Annotated in this window: 14 protein-coding genes; 6 read left to right on the top strand and 8 right to left on the bottom strand. The window is 54.9% G+C overall.

Annotated elements, in window-relative coordinates:
- Positions 1 to 213: 213 nt before the first annotated feature.
- The 3 genes from E0L13_RS08155 (at position 214) to E0L13_RS08145 (ending at position 2,985) form a co-directional block, all read left to right on the top strand.
- Positions 214 to 498 carry a hypothetical protein gene (locus E0L13_RS08155; protein ID WP_168061633.1) on the top strand — a complete coding sequence of 95 codons (285 nt, stop codon included), beginning with the start codon at positions 214 to 216 and terminating at the stop codon, positions 496 to 498.
- Between the two features lie 194 nt (positions 499 to 692).
- Positions 693 to 1,688, top strand: coding sequence for a DUF6282 family protein (locus E0L13_RS08150; RefSeq protein ID WP_168061631.1), 996 nt, complete (start codon positions 693 to 695; stop codon positions 1,686 to 1,688).
- Positions 1,689 to 1,692: 4 nt separating this feature from the next.
- Complete coding sequence (locus E0L13_RS08145) at positions 1,693 to 2,985, top strand: aldo/keto reductase (RefSeq protein ID WP_206081591.1); 1,293 nt, start codon at positions 1,693 to 1,695, stop codon at positions 2,983 to 2,985.
- A gap of 56 nt (positions 2,986 to 3,041) precedes the next feature.
- Here the strand turns inward: E0L13_RS08145 and E0L13_RS08140 are convergent, their stop codons facing one another.
- Together E0L13_RS08140 and E0L13_RS08135 are read right to left on the bottom strand one after the other, a co-directional pair.
- Positions 3,042 to 3,674: a hypothetical protein gene (locus tag E0L13_RS08140; RefSeq protein ID WP_107196220.1), complete on the bottom strand. Its 633-nt coding sequence runs from the start codon at positions 3,672 to 3,674 to the stop codon at positions 3,042 to 3,044.
- 15 nt (positions 3,675 to 3,689) lie between these two features.
- Positions 3,690 to 4,577, bottom strand: coding sequence for a radical SAM protein (locus E0L13_RS08135; RefSeq protein ID WP_168061629.1), 888 nt, complete (start codon positions 4,575 to 4,577; stop codon positions 3,690 to 3,692).
- 261 nt (positions 4,578 to 4,838) lie between these two features.
- Between E0L13_RS08135 and E0L13_RS08130 the strand changes: the two genes are divergently transcribed.
- Together E0L13_RS08130 and E0L13_RS08120 are read left to right on the top strand one after the other, a co-directional pair.
- Entirely contained in the window at positions 4,839 to 6,188 is a 1,350-nt protein-coding gene (locus tag E0L13_RS08130) for a hemolysin family protein (protein ID WP_206081590.1), read from the top strand.
- A gap of 499 nt (positions 6,189 to 6,687) precedes the next feature.
- The gene (locus tag E0L13_RS08120; RefSeq protein ID WP_168061623.1) at positions 6,688 to 7,677 is read left to right on the top strand and encodes a bile acid:sodium symporter family protein; all 990 of its coding nucleotides are present in this window, start codon (positions 6,688 to 6,690) and stop codon (positions 7,675 to 7,677) included.
- Positions 7,678 to 7,768: 91 nt separating this feature from the next.
- Here the strand turns inward: E0L13_RS08120 and E0L13_RS08115 are convergent, their stop codons facing one another.
- Together E0L13_RS08115 and E0L13_RS08110 are read right to left on the bottom strand one after the other, a co-directional pair.
- Positions 7,769 to 8,833, bottom strand: a complete 1,065-nt coding sequence (locus E0L13_RS08115; protein WP_168061621.1) for a hypothetical protein — start codon at positions 8,831 to 8,833, stop codon at positions 7,769 to 7,771.
- A 17-nt stretch (positions 8,834 to 8,850) separates the two neighbouring features.
- The gene (locus E0L13_RS08110; RefSeq protein ID WP_168061619.1) at positions 8,851 to 9,750 is read right to left on the bottom strand and encodes a DMT family transporter; all 900 of its coding nucleotides are present in this window, start codon (positions 9,748 to 9,750) and stop codon (positions 8,851 to 8,853) included.
- Positions 9,751 to 9,893: 143 nt separating this feature from the next.
- Here E0L13_RS08110 and E0L13_RS08105 point away from each other — a divergent pair, with 143 nt between their 5' ends.
- Positions 9,894 to 10,799, top strand: coding sequence for a LysR family transcriptional regulator (locus E0L13_RS08105; RefSeq protein ID WP_168061617.1), 906 nt, complete (start codon positions 9,894 to 9,896; stop codon positions 10,797 to 10,799).
- Between the two features lie 221 nt (positions 10,800 to 11,020).
- Here E0L13_RS08105 and E0L13_RS08100 read toward each other — a convergent pair whose 3' ends face one another.
- The 4 genes from E0L13_RS08100 to E0L13_RS08085 form a co-directional block, all read right to left on the bottom strand.
- Positions 11,021 to 11,575 (bottom strand): DUF2148 domain-containing protein, encoded by a 555-nt coding sequence (locus E0L13_RS08100; protein ID WP_168061615.1) that lies wholly within the window; start codon positions 11,573 to 11,575, stop codon positions 11,021 to 11,023.
- Positions 11,576 to 11,673: 98 nt separating this feature from the next.
- A complete protein-coding gene (locus E0L13_RS08095; RefSeq protein ID WP_168061613.1) occupies positions 11,674 to 12,099 on the bottom strand; it encodes a MarR family winged helix-turn-helix transcriptional regulator in 426 nt (141 codons plus the stop codon).
- Between the two features lie 241 nt (positions 12,100 to 12,340).
- Complete coding sequence (locus E0L13_RS08090) at positions 12,341 to 13,192, bottom strand: aldo/keto reductase (protein ID WP_168061611.1); 852 nt, start codon at positions 13,190 to 13,192, stop codon at positions 12,341 to 12,343.
- A gap of 343 nt (positions 13,193 to 13,535) precedes the next feature.
- Positions 13,536 to 14,402: aldo/keto reductase (locus E0L13_RS08085; protein WP_168061609.1), on the bottom strand; the 867-nt coding region annotated here is incomplete at its 5' end.

Genomic DNA, 14,402 nt, shown 5'->3' with positions numbered 1-14,402 from the left:
TCTGGTCATGGCGATGACCTCAGAGGGAGCGAAGTGAATTTGGGACAATAAAAATGCTCGCATCGTATTTTAAACGATAAAACATAGGCATTAGACATAATAAGAAACGAGGTGTAAACTAAAGTTATCCTAAAGGGAATAAAAAATCAAAAGTCTTATTTTTAGGATTACTAGCATGGTTTCTTAAATGTTTATTTAAAGGAGAGAGATTCGATGATGAAAAACGTAACGGCTACTATCGTAGTATGTCTGATGAGCACGTCTGCCTTTGCCGCTGCGCCGGCCTTTGATTCGCCGGAACAGGAAACGGCCCATTACCAGCAGGAACGGGCAAGACAGGCCTTTGCCGAACGATACGACAACCAGACGGCGTTAGAAAGCGCGTCGTATTACGCCGCGCCGGCCTTCGATTCGCCGGAGCAGGAAGCAGCCTATTATGACCGGGTTGCCGAACGGGAAGCCTTTGAAGCGTTGTTTCATCAGCCCAGCTACAATTAATTGGCGCCAGACAGATGGAACCTTGCCGATCTGTAAAAATGCTTGCGCCGTATTTCTTTTTATTTGAAACAAGCATTAGCCCCGTTGTCATGAAAGGGATACAATATCGGTAGAGGCAAGGCGCCGGACGGCGACTGCTTGCCATATACATAACGTTTTGTATTAACCTGTAATAAAATGAGGAGGAGCTTGCTATGCGTGAGGGATTCACATATACGCGGCGGGAGTTTTTGAAAAAAGCCGGATTAGCCGGCGGCGCCATGGTCATGGCCAATGTAGCCGGCGGCATCCCGTCGGCTGCGGCGGCGATGGAAGAAGAGAAGGGCGCTGCGGACGAATTATTGAAGGGAGTCTGCGACATCCACATCCATGCCGCGCCGGACGTGCGGGAGCGGTGCATCAATGAGTTTGATTTCGCCTGCAAGGCCAAGAAGCTGGGCTATCGGGCCGTCATGTACAAGTCGAACGAATGGAGCTGCCACGACCGGGCCTATCTCATCCGCCAGTCCCTGCCGGATTTTGAAGTGTTCGGCAGCTTCTGCATGAATTACGCCGTCGGCGACAAAATCAACGTCCACGCGGCGAAGATGGCCGTGGAAACGACGGGGCACTGCTGCAAATGCATCTGGATGCCGACGATGGCCGCCGTATATCCTAACGCCGTCGAAGGCCGCAGAGGACAGGGGATTCCCGTTGTCCAGGACGGCAAGGTCCTGCCGGAGGTCGTGCAGGTCATGGAAATCTGCGCCGACTACGACATCATCTTTGCGACGGGCCATTCGTCGCCTCAGGAGAGCCTGCTCATGGCGGCTAAGGCTAAGGAAGTGGGCGTACATAAATTCGTCGTCACCCATGGCAACTCCCTGATTTGGCGCATGACGGCCGATGACATCAAGCGCTGTGTCGAGCTGGGCGCGTACATCGAAATCTGTTATCTGCCCCGCGTATGGGGAGCCGGCACGGCCATGAGCCAGTACGAACGGGAGTCGGCTCGGGATTTTCTGGATTACGTTTCCGTCGCGCCGGAGCGGAGCTTTATTTCTACCGACATGGGACAGGAGAACATGCCCGACCCGTCGGAAGGGATGCGGGCCTGCATCGGCGAGCTGCTGGACGGCGGCGTGTCCCAGCGTGTCGTCGATACGCTGGTGCGTCATAATCCGGCGCACTTACTCGGACTGGAGGGATAGACAGATGGCGATGAACCGAAGAGATTTTCTCAAAAGCGCGGCCCTGACCGTCGCCGCCGGCATGGTCATGGGGCCGACGGCCTTGGCCAAGGATAAGGCGGGAAGCGATGCGGAAGACGGCAAAGACATATTGAACTACAATCCTAAGATGAAGTACCGGCCTATGGGCCAGACCGGCGTCAAGGTATCGGCTTTGGGATTCGGCATGCTGCGCCTGCCCATGCTGGCCGACGGCAAGACCGTCGACATGAACCAGTCCGTCGATATGGTCCATCGGGCCATCGACGGCGGCGTCAACTACATCGACACGGGGCGGGTGTATCTGGGCGGACAGAGCGAGCTGGCCGTAGGCAAGGCCCTGGCTAAGGGCTGGCGCAACCGGGTGTACGTCACGTCGAAGTCGCCGTGGTGGATTATGGAGTCGCCCGACGATTTTGAAAGGATGTTTGACGAATCGCGGCAGGCTATCGGCACGGACGTCATCGACTTTTACCATATCCATATGATCATGCACCGCGGCTGGAAGGAAAAGGTCATTCCCTTCGGCCTTATTGAAAAGATAGAAAAGCTGAAAGCTCAGGGAAAAATCCGCTTCATGGGATTTTCCTTCCATGACCGGCTGGGGCTGTTTAAGGAGGTCGTCGAGGCGGCGGACTGGGATTTCTGCCTTATTCAGCACAATTATCTGGACTATGAATACGAGGCCGGCGTATTGGGGCCGAAATACGCGGCGGCAAACGGCATGGGCCTGGCCGTCATGAAGCCGGCGCGGACGGGCTTTTTGGCGAACCTTCCTGAGTCCATGCGCGAGGCCCTGGCCTCGACGGGCATCCATAAGCCCGACAACGAATGGGCCTTGGATTACTTGTGGGATATTCCTGAAGTCAGCGTCGCCGTCAGCGGCATGGGCTCTATGAAGGACGTAGAAGCGAACCTGCAGTACGCTGCAAAGGCCAAACCCAACATGCTGACGCCGGACGAACGGGAAGCCCTGGGGCGGGCGATCCGGGCCTACCGCGAAACGCCGGGTCATATCGACTGCACGGGCTGTTATCAATGTATTCCTTGTCCGGAAAACGTAGCCATCGGCTATATCTTTGCCTACGTGTACAACAACTATTTGCTCCACAAGGATTTAAAACGGGCCATGTTCGACTACACGACGTCCATGTCGCCGATCCAGCGCGGCGACCCGGCTTCGTCCTGTACGAACTGCGGCCAATGCCTGGCCAAGTGCCCGCAGGGATTGGATATTCCAGCCTTGTTAAAACGAGTCGAAGGGGCCTTTGGAAAATAGGATGCAATAAAAAAATCGGAGTCAGACGAAAGTGTCTGCTCCGATTTTTTGTCGTGTTATTGCGTTACGGGGATAGGCAGTTCGTTGGTAATGATCTTTGCCCCGCCTTCGGTCGTCTTGACGTCCAGCTTGGAAATGCTGCCGCGGACGGCTTCGATGTCCGTAGGAATCCGCTTGTACGGCAGTTTGGCCAGGACTTCGTCCATGGCCTTCCCTAAGATTTCGTAAGGATTGTTGAGGATAGACGCCGATTCCCGTTCGCGGCCGCGGGAGCTGTAGCTCTTCAGCGTGTCCTGCTGGCGGTCGTAGGCGTAGACCGAGAGGTAATAGGCGCAGTCCGTCACGATTTCGCCGTCGAAGCGGAAGAAGAATTGATACTGCCGCCAATACCAGGTCTGGACGACGGGAACGACGACGATGTCGGCGTTGTATTTTTCCGATAAAGCCCGCATGGCGTCGATGGTAATGCCGTCGGGAGCGAGCTGTTCCTGCGCCTCTACGCGGTCCCAGTAGGGGATGCGGAACGGTTCTCTCAGCCGTTTCAGCATGTACTGCGCTTCGGCTCCCCGCTGCGTCGTAGATACGATGAGGGCCGTGCGCATGTTGTCAAAGCGCGGCTCGCTGTCAGCGGCGAAGGCTGACGCCGTCATAGTGAACAATGCCAGGATGAGAAGCAGGAACTTTTTCATAGGAAAGACCTCCTATCAGAAATTACCGGTGTCGTTTAAGAGGGGACGCACATTGTCGGCCCGGGGAATATACCGTTCCAGCGTAGCCAGCATGGCGTCCTTATCCATCGGCAGGGTGCCGCCGACGGGGACAAGGTTGGACACGTGATTGCTGCGGAAAATGCAGGGATTTTTCATGTCCGTATGGCTCAGAATCATATGGAGCTCTTCGAGGAAGCCCCGGGCCGTGAGAGGCGTAAACTTGCCTGTGACGACTTCTTCGTACAGCGGCACGTTGCCGGGGATGATGAGGGTCAGGGCGCTGAGCATGGTCGGGTTGATGGCCGATACGACTTCTGCCGTATGGAGGGCGTGCTCCTTTGTCCGCTCCTTGCCGCCCAGGCCGATGAGGATCATGGCCGACAGCTTCATGCCGGCGTCGAGGGCCTTTTTGCCGGCTTTGATAGTCAGCTCGCCTGTCGTGCCTTTCTTGACGTGGCGCAGGACTTCGTCGTCGCCGCTTTCGATGCCCATGTACACGATACCCAGGCCGGCTTCGCGCAGGCGCTTCAGGTCTTCCGGCGATTTGCGGTTCAGGTCGGCCGGCGTGGCGTAGGCCCCGATGCGGTTAATATTGGGGAACGTAGCATAGCATTTTTTCAGAATATGGATCAAATCGTCCGTCGGCAGGACGAGGGCGTCGCCGTCGGCGAGGAAGACGCGGCGCACGAAGGGGTAGGCCTGGGCGGCCCGCTCGATAATGCCGTCGATTTCCTCGAGGGAACGGACGCGGTATTTGGAATCTTTGTACATCGCACAGAACGTGCACATATTATGGGAACAGCCGATAGTCACCCGCAGGATAAAGCTGCGCGCTTCGCTGGGCGGCCGGAATACGAGGCCTTCTGCGTTATCAATCATCATATAAGCAAACCATCCTTTCTCATGTATATTATACACAATTATACGCATATAAGTAAAATTTTCAAATAGTTTTTTCGGGCTGGCCATGGCAGGAAATGGCAGGGACAAAGAATCACGCTTCCCAAAGACAGCTATGCAAATTTGTAATCGTACCGCCCCTTTGAAGCCTTTGCGTTATATGATATAATAAAAATGATATTTCTTTTTAATACTATTTGCTTTTTGAGCGGAGGTGACTGTTTCCTTCGGGAAACGCTGTACTTGGATTATTTTGAGATAACTTTCAACATCATTTTGATTTTAGCCTTAGTCATGCTGAACGGTTTCTTCGTAGCGTCGGAGTTTTCCATCGTCAAGATGCGTCCGTCGCGAGTCGATACGCTGCTTAAGGAAGGGAATAAGAGCGCCGTATACGCCCGCACGGTGACAGAGCATTTAGACGCCTACCTGTCGGTGACGCAGCTGGGGATTACCCTGGCCTCCCTGGGGCTGGGCTGGATCGGCGAGCCTGCTGTGGCCAAGATGCTGGCGCCGGTGTTTCATTTTTTCCAGGTGCCCGTACAGCTGGAGCACACGCTGGCTTTTATCGTCGGCTTTTCTCTGATTACGGCCCTGCACATCGTATTGGGTGAGCTGGTGCCGAAATCCCTGTCGATTCAGAAGACCGAAGCCGTGGTGTTGTTCGTATCGCGCCCGCTGATTTGGTTTAACAAGCTCATGTACCCGACCGTCTGGACGCTGAACCATATTGCCAACTGGACGCTGCGCCGCATGGGCATACAGGCTGCCAGCGAGGCGGAAGAAGCTCATAACGAAGAAGAAATCCGCATTTTGATGAAGGAAAGCTATAAATACGGCTATATCGACAGAAGCGAGCTGACCTATCTCGACAACGTCTTCGATTTTTCCGACCGCAGCGCCGGCGAGATCATGGTGCCCCGTACGGATATGGTCTGCCTGTATCTGGACGACAGCTTCGACGACTGCGTCGAGACGGCCCTGAACGAGCGCATGACCCGCTACCCTATCTGCGACGGCGACAAGGATCACATTATCGGGTTCCTGCACATCAAGGACTTGCTGCGGTCCTTAAAGGACGGGAAAAAATCGGACTTGCGGACCTTGGCCCGCGACGTGCTGGAAGTGCCGGTCTTCATGCCTATCAGCAAGCTCCTGCGCCAGCTCCAGAAGGAACGGAAGCAGCTGGCTGTCCTCATCGACGAGTACGGCGGTACGGCCGGCATGGTGACGATCGAAGATATCCTGGAAGAGCTCGTCGGCGATATTCAGGACGAATTTGACGAGGAACGGCCGGAGGTAGAGGAAAAGACCGATAAGATCTACTCCGTCGATGGCAAGATGCTGCTGGAAGACGTAAACGACTTGTTCGAGCTGGAGCTGGAAGACCAGCAGTGCGATACTATCGGCGGCTGGGTCTACACGCAGCTCAACACGCAGCCCGAAGCCGGCCAGATGGTCAAGCTGCCCAAGGCGGAAATTTACGTGGAAGAAGTGGAAAATCTCCGCATTACGCGCTTGAAGATCAAGCTGCTGAGCGAGCTGGACGACGTCAGCCAGGATATGCTCGACGAGCAGCTGAACAAGGATTGACGGGCCTCCGCCCTTCGGCGCTGCCGGATAGATGATACGTTTTACTGACTTTAAAATATAAAGTTAAGCGATTAATTTATTTAGTAAACTTCGTAAAATTTTAAAAATGTATTGACTTTGAAGGATTTAAGCGTATAATAGGCTTCAACGAATACAAAACAGTGTTGATTGGGAATAGTACTGCTGCCGCAGAAATTACAGAGAACCGGCCGTATGCTGAGAGGCGGGATGGAAGCGCTGCAGGAAGTCGCCCAGGAGCAGCTGCCCGAACGCTTATCCTTCAAGTTAGTAGACGCAGCCGGCAGGCATCCGTTATCATGCCGGGCATTGAATGGAGTTTCCGGAGATGCCGACGAGGGGGCCTTTTGGGCAACGAGAGTGGTACCGCAGAGTATATGATACTTTGTCTCTTTTTTGAGGCAAAGTATTTTTTTTTTCGCCAATCGCCGTTTTGCTGTTCGTTATACGTAAGATAGGGGTAAAGAAAGGGGTTTTTTGTATGATGAAATGGATTGGAATGCTGAGTGGATTTGTAGGGCGGTATTTGACGTATATCGTCTTCCTCGTCGTCGTTTGGGCCTACTTCATGCCCGGCGCGTTTTTATGGTCTGTACCCCATACGGTCACGCTTCTCGGCATCATCATGTTCGGCATGGGCATGACCCTGCACGCCAGGGATTTCAAGCTGGTCATCCAGCGGCCGAAGGAAGTGCTCATCGGCTGCACGGCTCACTACACGATTATGCCTATCGTGGCTTACGCCCTGGTGCTGGCCTTTGACCTGACACCGGAGCTGGCTGTCGGCATGGTATTGCTCGGCTCCTGCCCCAGCGGCACGGCGTCCAACGTCATGAGCTTTCTGGCCAAGGGCGATGTCCCTCTGGCCGTATCGATTACGACAGTTTCGACGCTGCTGGCGCCGATTATGATGCCCTTTATCGTCTGGGCCCTGGCAGGCCAGTGGGTCGAAGTCTCGTTCCTGGCCATGGCCATGACGGTCATGAAGGTTATCCTCGTGCCGCTGGCCGCCGGCCTGATCGTTCACAAAATCATCGGTGAAAAGCATATCGCTTCGTTGTCCAAGGTATTGGTCCTCGTTTCGGCCTTCGGCGTGCTGACTATCGTCGGCGGCGTCATCGCCGTCAACGGCGCAAAGATTTTGGAATTGGGCTTCTTTATGGTTCTCATCGTATTGGCTCATAACCTGTTCGGCTTCGGCATCGGCTACTTCGTCACGGGCAAGCTGGGACTGGGACAGCGGCAGCGCCATTCTGTTACGCTGGAAGTGGGTATGCAGAACGACGCCCTGGCTATTTCCCTCGTGTCGGTATTCTTCGCTCCGGCCGTGGCGATTCCCGCAGCCATCGGCGCGGCTATTCATCAGGTCACGGGTTCCATTTTGGCTGGTATCTTTGCCCGCAGGATGGACGCTATAGAAGCGCGGAAGGCCGCCGTAGCGGAAGCCGTACCGGCTCCGGCTCACCATTAAGCTGCTGTATTATAGAATATAATATTATATGACGTAAAAAACAGCGTATGTCCGATGAAAAGGGGAGCGGACATACGCTGTTTTGCATATCTTATTTTCTGAAGCTTTTGTATACTACGCTGGCAATAAAGAGCAGTCCGGCGTAGCCGATGGCCGGATAGAGGACGGCGACTAAGCGGCCGAAGGAAAAGAGGCTGACGACGTAGGTAAACAGGGCGACGGCGACGGCAAAGGCGACGTTGCCCTTCTTTCCCCAGCGGGTGACGCGGCTGCAGATGGACCACATCATGACGGACGACGAAGAAAAAATACCCAAGAGCAGCGTGATGGAAAAGGCCGTGCCCAGCAGGGGATGGAGCTTTTGCGCCAGGTACAGGACGGGGACGTCCAGCCCTGCGGCGGCGCTGCTGTTCAGCAGGATGGCCGTGGTCATGACGGCGATGCAGAGGATGACGACGAAGGCTCCCAGGAACGCGCCGGCCCGCAGCTCTTGCTTGGATGAGGCGGAGACGCCCAGACGGGTGAAGTACATGCTGGGCGGAAAAAAATTCAGGCTCAGGTGCAGGACGGCGCTCAGAAACCAGTTGGGGGCCGCCTGATAGGGGGCGAGAGCCGATTCGTACTCTCCTATGCGGGAAAATTGGCCGTAATCGACGGCGATTGCGCCGCAGCCTATGCTCAAGGAAAAGACGATGATGACCGGCCCGATAGAGGAAATAACCTGGATGAGGCGCTCAAAGCCCATGAGATAGGCCGCTAGCAGCAGGGCTGTCATGACGGCGGAGCCGAGAGGCTGGGGCACGCGGTAATATTCGTATAAGGTCGCCCCCGCGCCGGCGACGAGAACCGGCATGAGCAGGATCAGCGTGGCGATGATGAGCCACGTATAGACGAGGCCGAGCCTTTGGCCGCAGAAAAATTGAAAATGATTAAAGCCCGGTTCTTTTTTGTGCTCGAAGCCTGTCCGCATCAGCAAGTAGGCCATTCCTAAAAAGCCGGCTAAATTGACGGCGACAGCCCCGTACCCATAGAGGCCGAAGCTGGCGTAAAACCGCAGCATTTCCTGGCCCGTAGCGAATCCGGAGCCGATGACCCAGGCGATGAAGGCTCCGGCGATGCGGATGCTGTTTCTGATGTCGAAGGTGCTGGCAGGCATGGGAATCCTCCTTTACATTACCGGGAAGGCCATTGTACTACGATGAGGAAGACTGTGGCCAGGATGCAGACGAAGCCGGCGAGCTCGACGGGATGGAAGGCCGTGCCCAGCCAGGCGGCGGAGACAACGGCGGCTGTCACCGGTTCCAGCGTACCGATGAGGGTGGATTTCATCGGGCCGACGAGGCGGATGCCCTGCACGAAGAGCGTAAAGGACAAAGCCGTGCCGACGAGGATGATAAAGGCGACGGTGAGCCAGCCGACGGCATCCAGCTCCGGCGTCATGCCCCAGGCCTGCACGCCCAGGCAGAGGGCGGAGCCGCCGATAATCATGCCGGCGGCGTTGACCGGCACGGCGCCCCACTGGATGGCCAGGCCCTGGGACAGGGTGGGGTAAGCGACGCAGCCGACGGCTCCGATGAGGCCCCACGTCAGCCCTTGGGGAGACAGGACCATCGTCGACGGGTTGCCGTTCGTCGCGACGAGGAATACGCCCAGAACGGCCAGGGCGACGGAGACGAGCTCGCGGGCCGACGGCCTGCGGCGGAAGCGGACGGCCAGGAAAAAGGACATGAGGACGACGTTGAGGGTCTGCAGTACCGTTGCCGTTGCCGAATTGGAATATTTGATGGCCGTCAAATAGGAATACTGGCAGAGCAGGAGTCCGAAAATCGACAGGAGGAGAAGATTGCGGAGACTGGCCGGGTCGTGAAACATGCCGTAAAAGGCAGCCCGCTGCTTCGGAAAAAACAGGACTAGGAGGACGACGCCGGCGGCGATCATGCGCAGCGCCGTAATCCAGGCCGAGTCGACGACGTAATGGGTGAAGAGATATTGACTGACCGTGCCGTTGACGCCCCAGGTGACGGCGCCGAGGACACAGTATAGAATGCCTTTGTAAAGAGCCGATAGAGCCATACTGTAACAAGCTTCCTTTCGTATGTATGTTTAATCAGTATAGCATACCTTGACGGAAACGGGAATAAACGACGCAAATTTCTTGACCTCTGCTAAGGGGCGTGCTACAATTCGTGTACTACACAGAAGGGGAGGATGACATCGTGCTGAGTCAACAGCTGCAAGTCTTTTTACAGGTCGCAGACAGCGGCAGCTTTTCCAAGGCTGCCCAGCGCCTTTTCGTAACGCCGGCGTCGGTCATGAAGCAGATCAACGCCTTGGAACGGCGATTGGGCCTTACGCTGCTGATACGGAACAATCAGGGCGTTTTGCTGACGGCGGCAGGCCGTTCCCTGTATGAAGACGGACGGAAGATGCGCGCCTATGCCGCCGATGCCGTGACCCGGGCGAAGAAGGCCGGCGGCCGGGACGGCGTGACGATCCGCGTCGGCTCTTCCCTGCTCAATCCCAGCAACGTACTGACGGACCTGTGGGCTCCGCTGCGCGAAACCTATGGGAACTATACGTTCCGCATCGTCCCCTATGAAGATACGAAGGAACAGATTCTGTCGGTCATCACTTCCCTGGGCGACCGCATCGACGTCTTAGTGGGCTCCTTCAACTCCCGCAGCATGCAGGCCAGGGCCAATTACCTGCCCTTGGGGACGTATCGGTTCTGCATCGCCCTTCCTGAAGGCCATCGCCTGGCGTCGCGGAAGACCCTGACGCTGGACGACCTTCACGGCGAGCGCGTCGTCATGGTAAAAAGCGGCGATACAGAGCAGATAGACGAGTTTCATCGCCTGCTGAAGCGGGAGCATCCCCAGATTATCATCGAAGAGGCAAGCTATTATTACGACGTCGATACGTTCAATCTCTGCGGGCAGCAGGGCTTGCCCCTCTTGACGCTGGACGCCTGGGCAGGCGTGCATCCCTCGCTGATTACGCTGCCCCTCGTCGATTTGGATTACGGCGTTTCCTACGGGATTTTGTACGCTAAGAAGCCGTCCGAGGCAGTGCGGGGATTTATCGGCATTATCAAGCGGCATATTGTCGGTTCTGAGGAATGATGCCTATTGCATACAATCAAAGGGGCTGTCGCCGAAGAAGAATTATCTCATCTTCGTGCGACAGCCCCTGGTTTATGGGCGAATGAAACTGCCTGTTTTCTGTAAAACTTAAAATCATAGGAGTAAAAGCTATGGTGAACAAGCGAACCCGTTATAGAATTGCGTCTTTTTTTTACGCAGGCCCCTTCCTAAATTGTCCATCATATGCAGGCTAGTCGTAGTTACAGCTTGTGGGTGATGCCTCTGTCCATAAATATGTTTTTCGACGATATGGAAAGGGGAATCCCGTACCAGACGTATTCCGGGCCGTATTCAGGCATTTGCCTCAGCGTTTGAGCGATAGAAAACATAATTCTGTTGTCTATGCGGTCATCTCCGGCCACGGAAACGGCGGAGCCGATGGCGATGCCTAAATCCATAAACGTATCGGCGCAGCGGCCGCCGGCGGCAGCGTTAGCTGCGCAGTTTTCAAAACCGCATTGCCCGCAGCGGCTCATGCCCCGGCGAATATGTTTGGCTCCAATGACGACGACTGCGCCGGCCTTGCGGACGCAATTTGCATCTCGGCCATACCAGGTCGGCATCTCAGCTCCCATATATTCTGTACCAAGCCGCTCCATTTCACAGGCAAGCTGTTCTTTTTCATCGCCAGTAAGAATGTATGTCAAAATAGAGTCTACGCCATGTCCTTTTGGAGCCGTTTGCGCCGCCGCACACATTCTTTTTGCCGTCGATAACAAGGCGTCCTTATAAATCTGCTCATGTTCGTACTTCATACATATCGTCTCCTTTCGGAAAATACTTACATGCATAGTGGGAATCTGCAGCCTGACTAGTCTGCGCCGTGCGTTATGTACTGCGCTGCTGAGAGAGATTAGGATTCCCCGAACTCTTCCAACCGGGCCAGGAGCTGCATCAGGGTTTCTATCTGCTCTGCTCCCATGTAAGCTTTCACGGCTCCTTGGGCTTCTTCCCACAACGAGGCTGCGTACTCCATAAGCGCGTCCCCGTCCTCTGTCAGCGACAATAGCTTATTGCGGCTTTTGGCAGGCGCTAAATTATGTATCAGACCGCGATCTGCAAGGGGCTTTATCGTACGGACCAGCGTCGTGCGTTCCAACCCCATTTCATCGGCCAACGCCGTAACGGTACAAGGCTGTATGCGGCTTAACGATTTCATCAAAGAAAATTGACTTGTTGTGAGCTGCGCTTTTGACAATGATTTGTCATAGAAATCGGATAAGACGCCGGCAGCGCGCCGCAGGTTGATACAAAAACAGGGACTTATGGAACGCTTCATGATTTCCTCCTAATCGTGTATATACACCATTGTATTTAATATATGGCTTTCTGTCAAGGCTATTACCATGTGGTTGACAACAAAAAATAAGGGCTGCCGCCGAAGATGAGCATCGTCTTCGTGCGGCTGCCCTTATTATCGTATAGGTATGTATAATTTGCTTATCGATACAGACTAAGGCTGTTTTGTTGACATGATTTACATGATTGAGCTTTACCGATACCGAAGTTATATGTAGCGCTCAATCGTGAACCTTATATGCTTTCAGCAGCATGTCGCCCATGCCCGGCGTTTCCGGGTCGTGGCTGCCCTTTCCCGTATCGAGGCTGCGCATCCGCGCCATGTCTTCGTCGGTCAGGGAAAAATCGAAGATGTCTATGTTGTCGGCCATGTGCTGGGGATTGGTCGATTTCGGCAGGACGACGAAGCCTTCCTGTACTTCGAAGCGCAGGATGATTTGGCCGGCTGTCTTATTGTACTTATGGGCCAGGGCCGTGACGAGGGGATGGGCGAGGAGGGCTTCGTCGCCGTGGCCTAAGGGGAAATAGGCTTCCAGCGCTGTTCCGCAGGCGTCTAATACTTCCCGCAGCTGCTTCTGCTGGAAGAAGGGGTTGCATTCGACTTGGTTTACTGCCGGCATCGTGTCGAACTGGGGGACGAAATGGTTCCAGATATTAGGCGTCATGTTGCTGACGCCGATGGATTTGATTTTTCCGGCTTTTTGCGCGTCTTCCATGGCTTTCCACGCGCCTGGCACGTCGCCGTAGGGCTGATGAATCAGGTACAGGTCTATGTGGTCGAGGCCCAATTTTTTCAGGGACGCGTCGATGCCCCTGCAGGCGGCGTCGTAGCCGTAATCCTGAAGCCAGAGCTTGCTGGTGACGAAGATTTCGTCGCGGGGGATGCCGCTGTCGCAGACGGCCCTGCCGACTTCGTCTTCGTTGAAATAGGCCGCCGCCGTGTCGATGTGGCGGTAGCCGAGATGCAGGGCCTTCGTCACGGCGTCGTAGGTGCTGCCGTCGTTGGGGATGAGAAATACGCCGAATCCGACGGCGGGGATAGTATTTCCATCATTTAACGTCAAGTAATCCATAAGAAATTTCTCCTTTGCTGAACATTCATCATGAGTTTAACCAATAGAATAACCGCCGTAAGGAACGACAGCTGATATGTACCCTCTTTACTGGATATCCCGGTGAGGAGGGTATCGGTGATTTACGACACAGACGCTATGTGCTGCATAGGAATTTGTCCGATAGACTTAGCTATATCGTCTGGGAAGTCTTTGATTGCTTGGGCGACCATAGCGTATTGGTCGTACTAGGTCAAACGGCGTTGATGCAGCTGCTGCGGCCGGCATAATCGCATGGCGGCGCTTACGCCGATGCCGGAAGGAGCTCCCGCTGCTAACGCCGTTTTCATGGCGCAGTGTCTCTTTATGATTCTGTGTGCGGGGCAAAGACGCTGAATTCGGAATGGTCTAATACCTGGTCGATTTTTTTGACGTCTTCTTCCGATAAGATAATATCTGCGGCCTCGGTATTTTCGCAAAGGTGGTTGGCTTTCGTCGTGCCGGGAATGGGGACGATACAGGGCTTTTTGCAGAGCATCCAGGCCAGGGAGATTTGCGCCGGCGTCGCGTCTTTTTCCACGCTTAGACCGGCGAGCAAATGGGTTAGCTCTTTGGCTTTCTGCGCTCCTTCTTCCGTGTACTGGGGCATCCAGCTGCGGAAGTCCAGCTCTTTGTCAAATTGCTCCGTTCCTTTATAGAGGCCGGATAAAAAGCCGTTTGCCAAGGGCGAATAAGCGACGAAGCCGATGTGCAGTTCTTCTAATAGGGGAAAGAGCTGCGCCGTCTGGCGATACATGAGAGAATACCGTTCTTGTATGGCTGTTATGGGACAAACGGCATGGGCGCGGCGGATATAGCCGGGCGAGGCGTTTGATATGCCCCAATGGCGGATTTTACCTTCTTTGATAAAGGTTTGCATCGTATAGGCCACTTCCTCAGGTTCTCTGGCGGCGTCGAGACGGTGCTGATAATATAGATCAATCGTATCGGTCTGGAGGCGCCGTAAACTTTGCTCCAAAGAACGCCGCAGCGAAGCCGGCGATGCGTCTGATACGGTGTGATGCTGCGAGCCTAAGGTGATCCCTCCTTTCGTGGCGACGACGACCTTGTCCCGGATGGGCTTTAAGGCTTCGCCGACAAGTTCTTCATTAATTGCCGGCGTGCCGTCGGCATATTGGCCGACATAGACTTCCGCTGTATCAAAAAATGTATATCCCATATCGACAGCTTC

The organism is Megasphaera sp. SW808 (assembly GCF_012027795.1).
In the GTDB taxonomy this organism is placed as follows: Bacteria; Bacillota; Negativicutes; order Veillonellales; family Megasphaeraceae; genus Megasphaera; species Megasphaera stantonii.
The sequence above is the reverse complement of the archived record's forward strand: the minus strand, read 5'-3'. Positions and strand labels throughout refer to the sequence as shown.

Bases quoted from the DNA above. Each gene is read 5' to 3' on its own strand.
- E0L13_RS08155 (WP_168061633.1), top strand. From the start codon at position 214: ATGATGAAAAACGTAACGGCTACTATCGTAGTATGTCTGATGAGCACG.
- E0L13_RS08150 (WP_168061631.1), top strand. From the start codon at position 693: ATGCGTGAGGGATTCACATATACGCGGCGGGAGTTTTTGAAAAAAGCC.
- E0L13_RS08145 (WP_206081591.1), top strand. From the start codon at position 1,693: ATGGCGATGAACCGAAGAGATTTTCTCAAAAGCGCGGCCCTGACCGTC.
- E0L13_RS08140 (WP_107196220.1), bottom strand. From the start codon at position 3,674: ATGAAAAAGTTCCTGCTTCTCATCCTGGCATTGTTCACTATGACGGCG.
- E0L13_RS08135 (WP_168061629.1), bottom strand. From the start codon at position 4,577: ATGATGATTGATAACGCAGAAGGCCTCGTATTCCGGCCGCCCAGCGAA.
- E0L13_RS08120 (WP_168061623.1), top strand. From the start codon at position 6,688: ATGATGAAATGGATTGGAATGCTGAGTGGATTTGTAGGGCGGTATTTG.
- E0L13_RS08115 (WP_168061621.1), bottom strand. From the start codon at position 8,833: ATGCCTGCCAGCACCTTCGACATCAGAAACAGCATCCGCATCGCCGGA.
- E0L13_RS08110 (WP_168061619.1), bottom strand. From the start codon at position 9,750: ATGGCTCTATCGGCTCTTTACAAAGGCATTCTATACTGTGTCCTCGGC.
- E0L13_RS08100 (WP_168061615.1), bottom strand. From the start codon at position 11,575: ATGAAGTACGAACATGAGCAGATTTATAAGGACGCCTTGTTATCGACG.
- E0L13_RS08095 (WP_168061613.1), bottom strand. From the start codon at position 12,099: ATGAAGCGTTCCATAAGTCCCTGTTTTTGTATCAACCTGCGGCGCGCT.
- E0L13_RS08090 (WP_168061611.1), bottom strand. From the start codon at position 13,192: ATGGATTACTTGACGTTAAATGATGGAAATACTATCCCCGCCGTCGGA.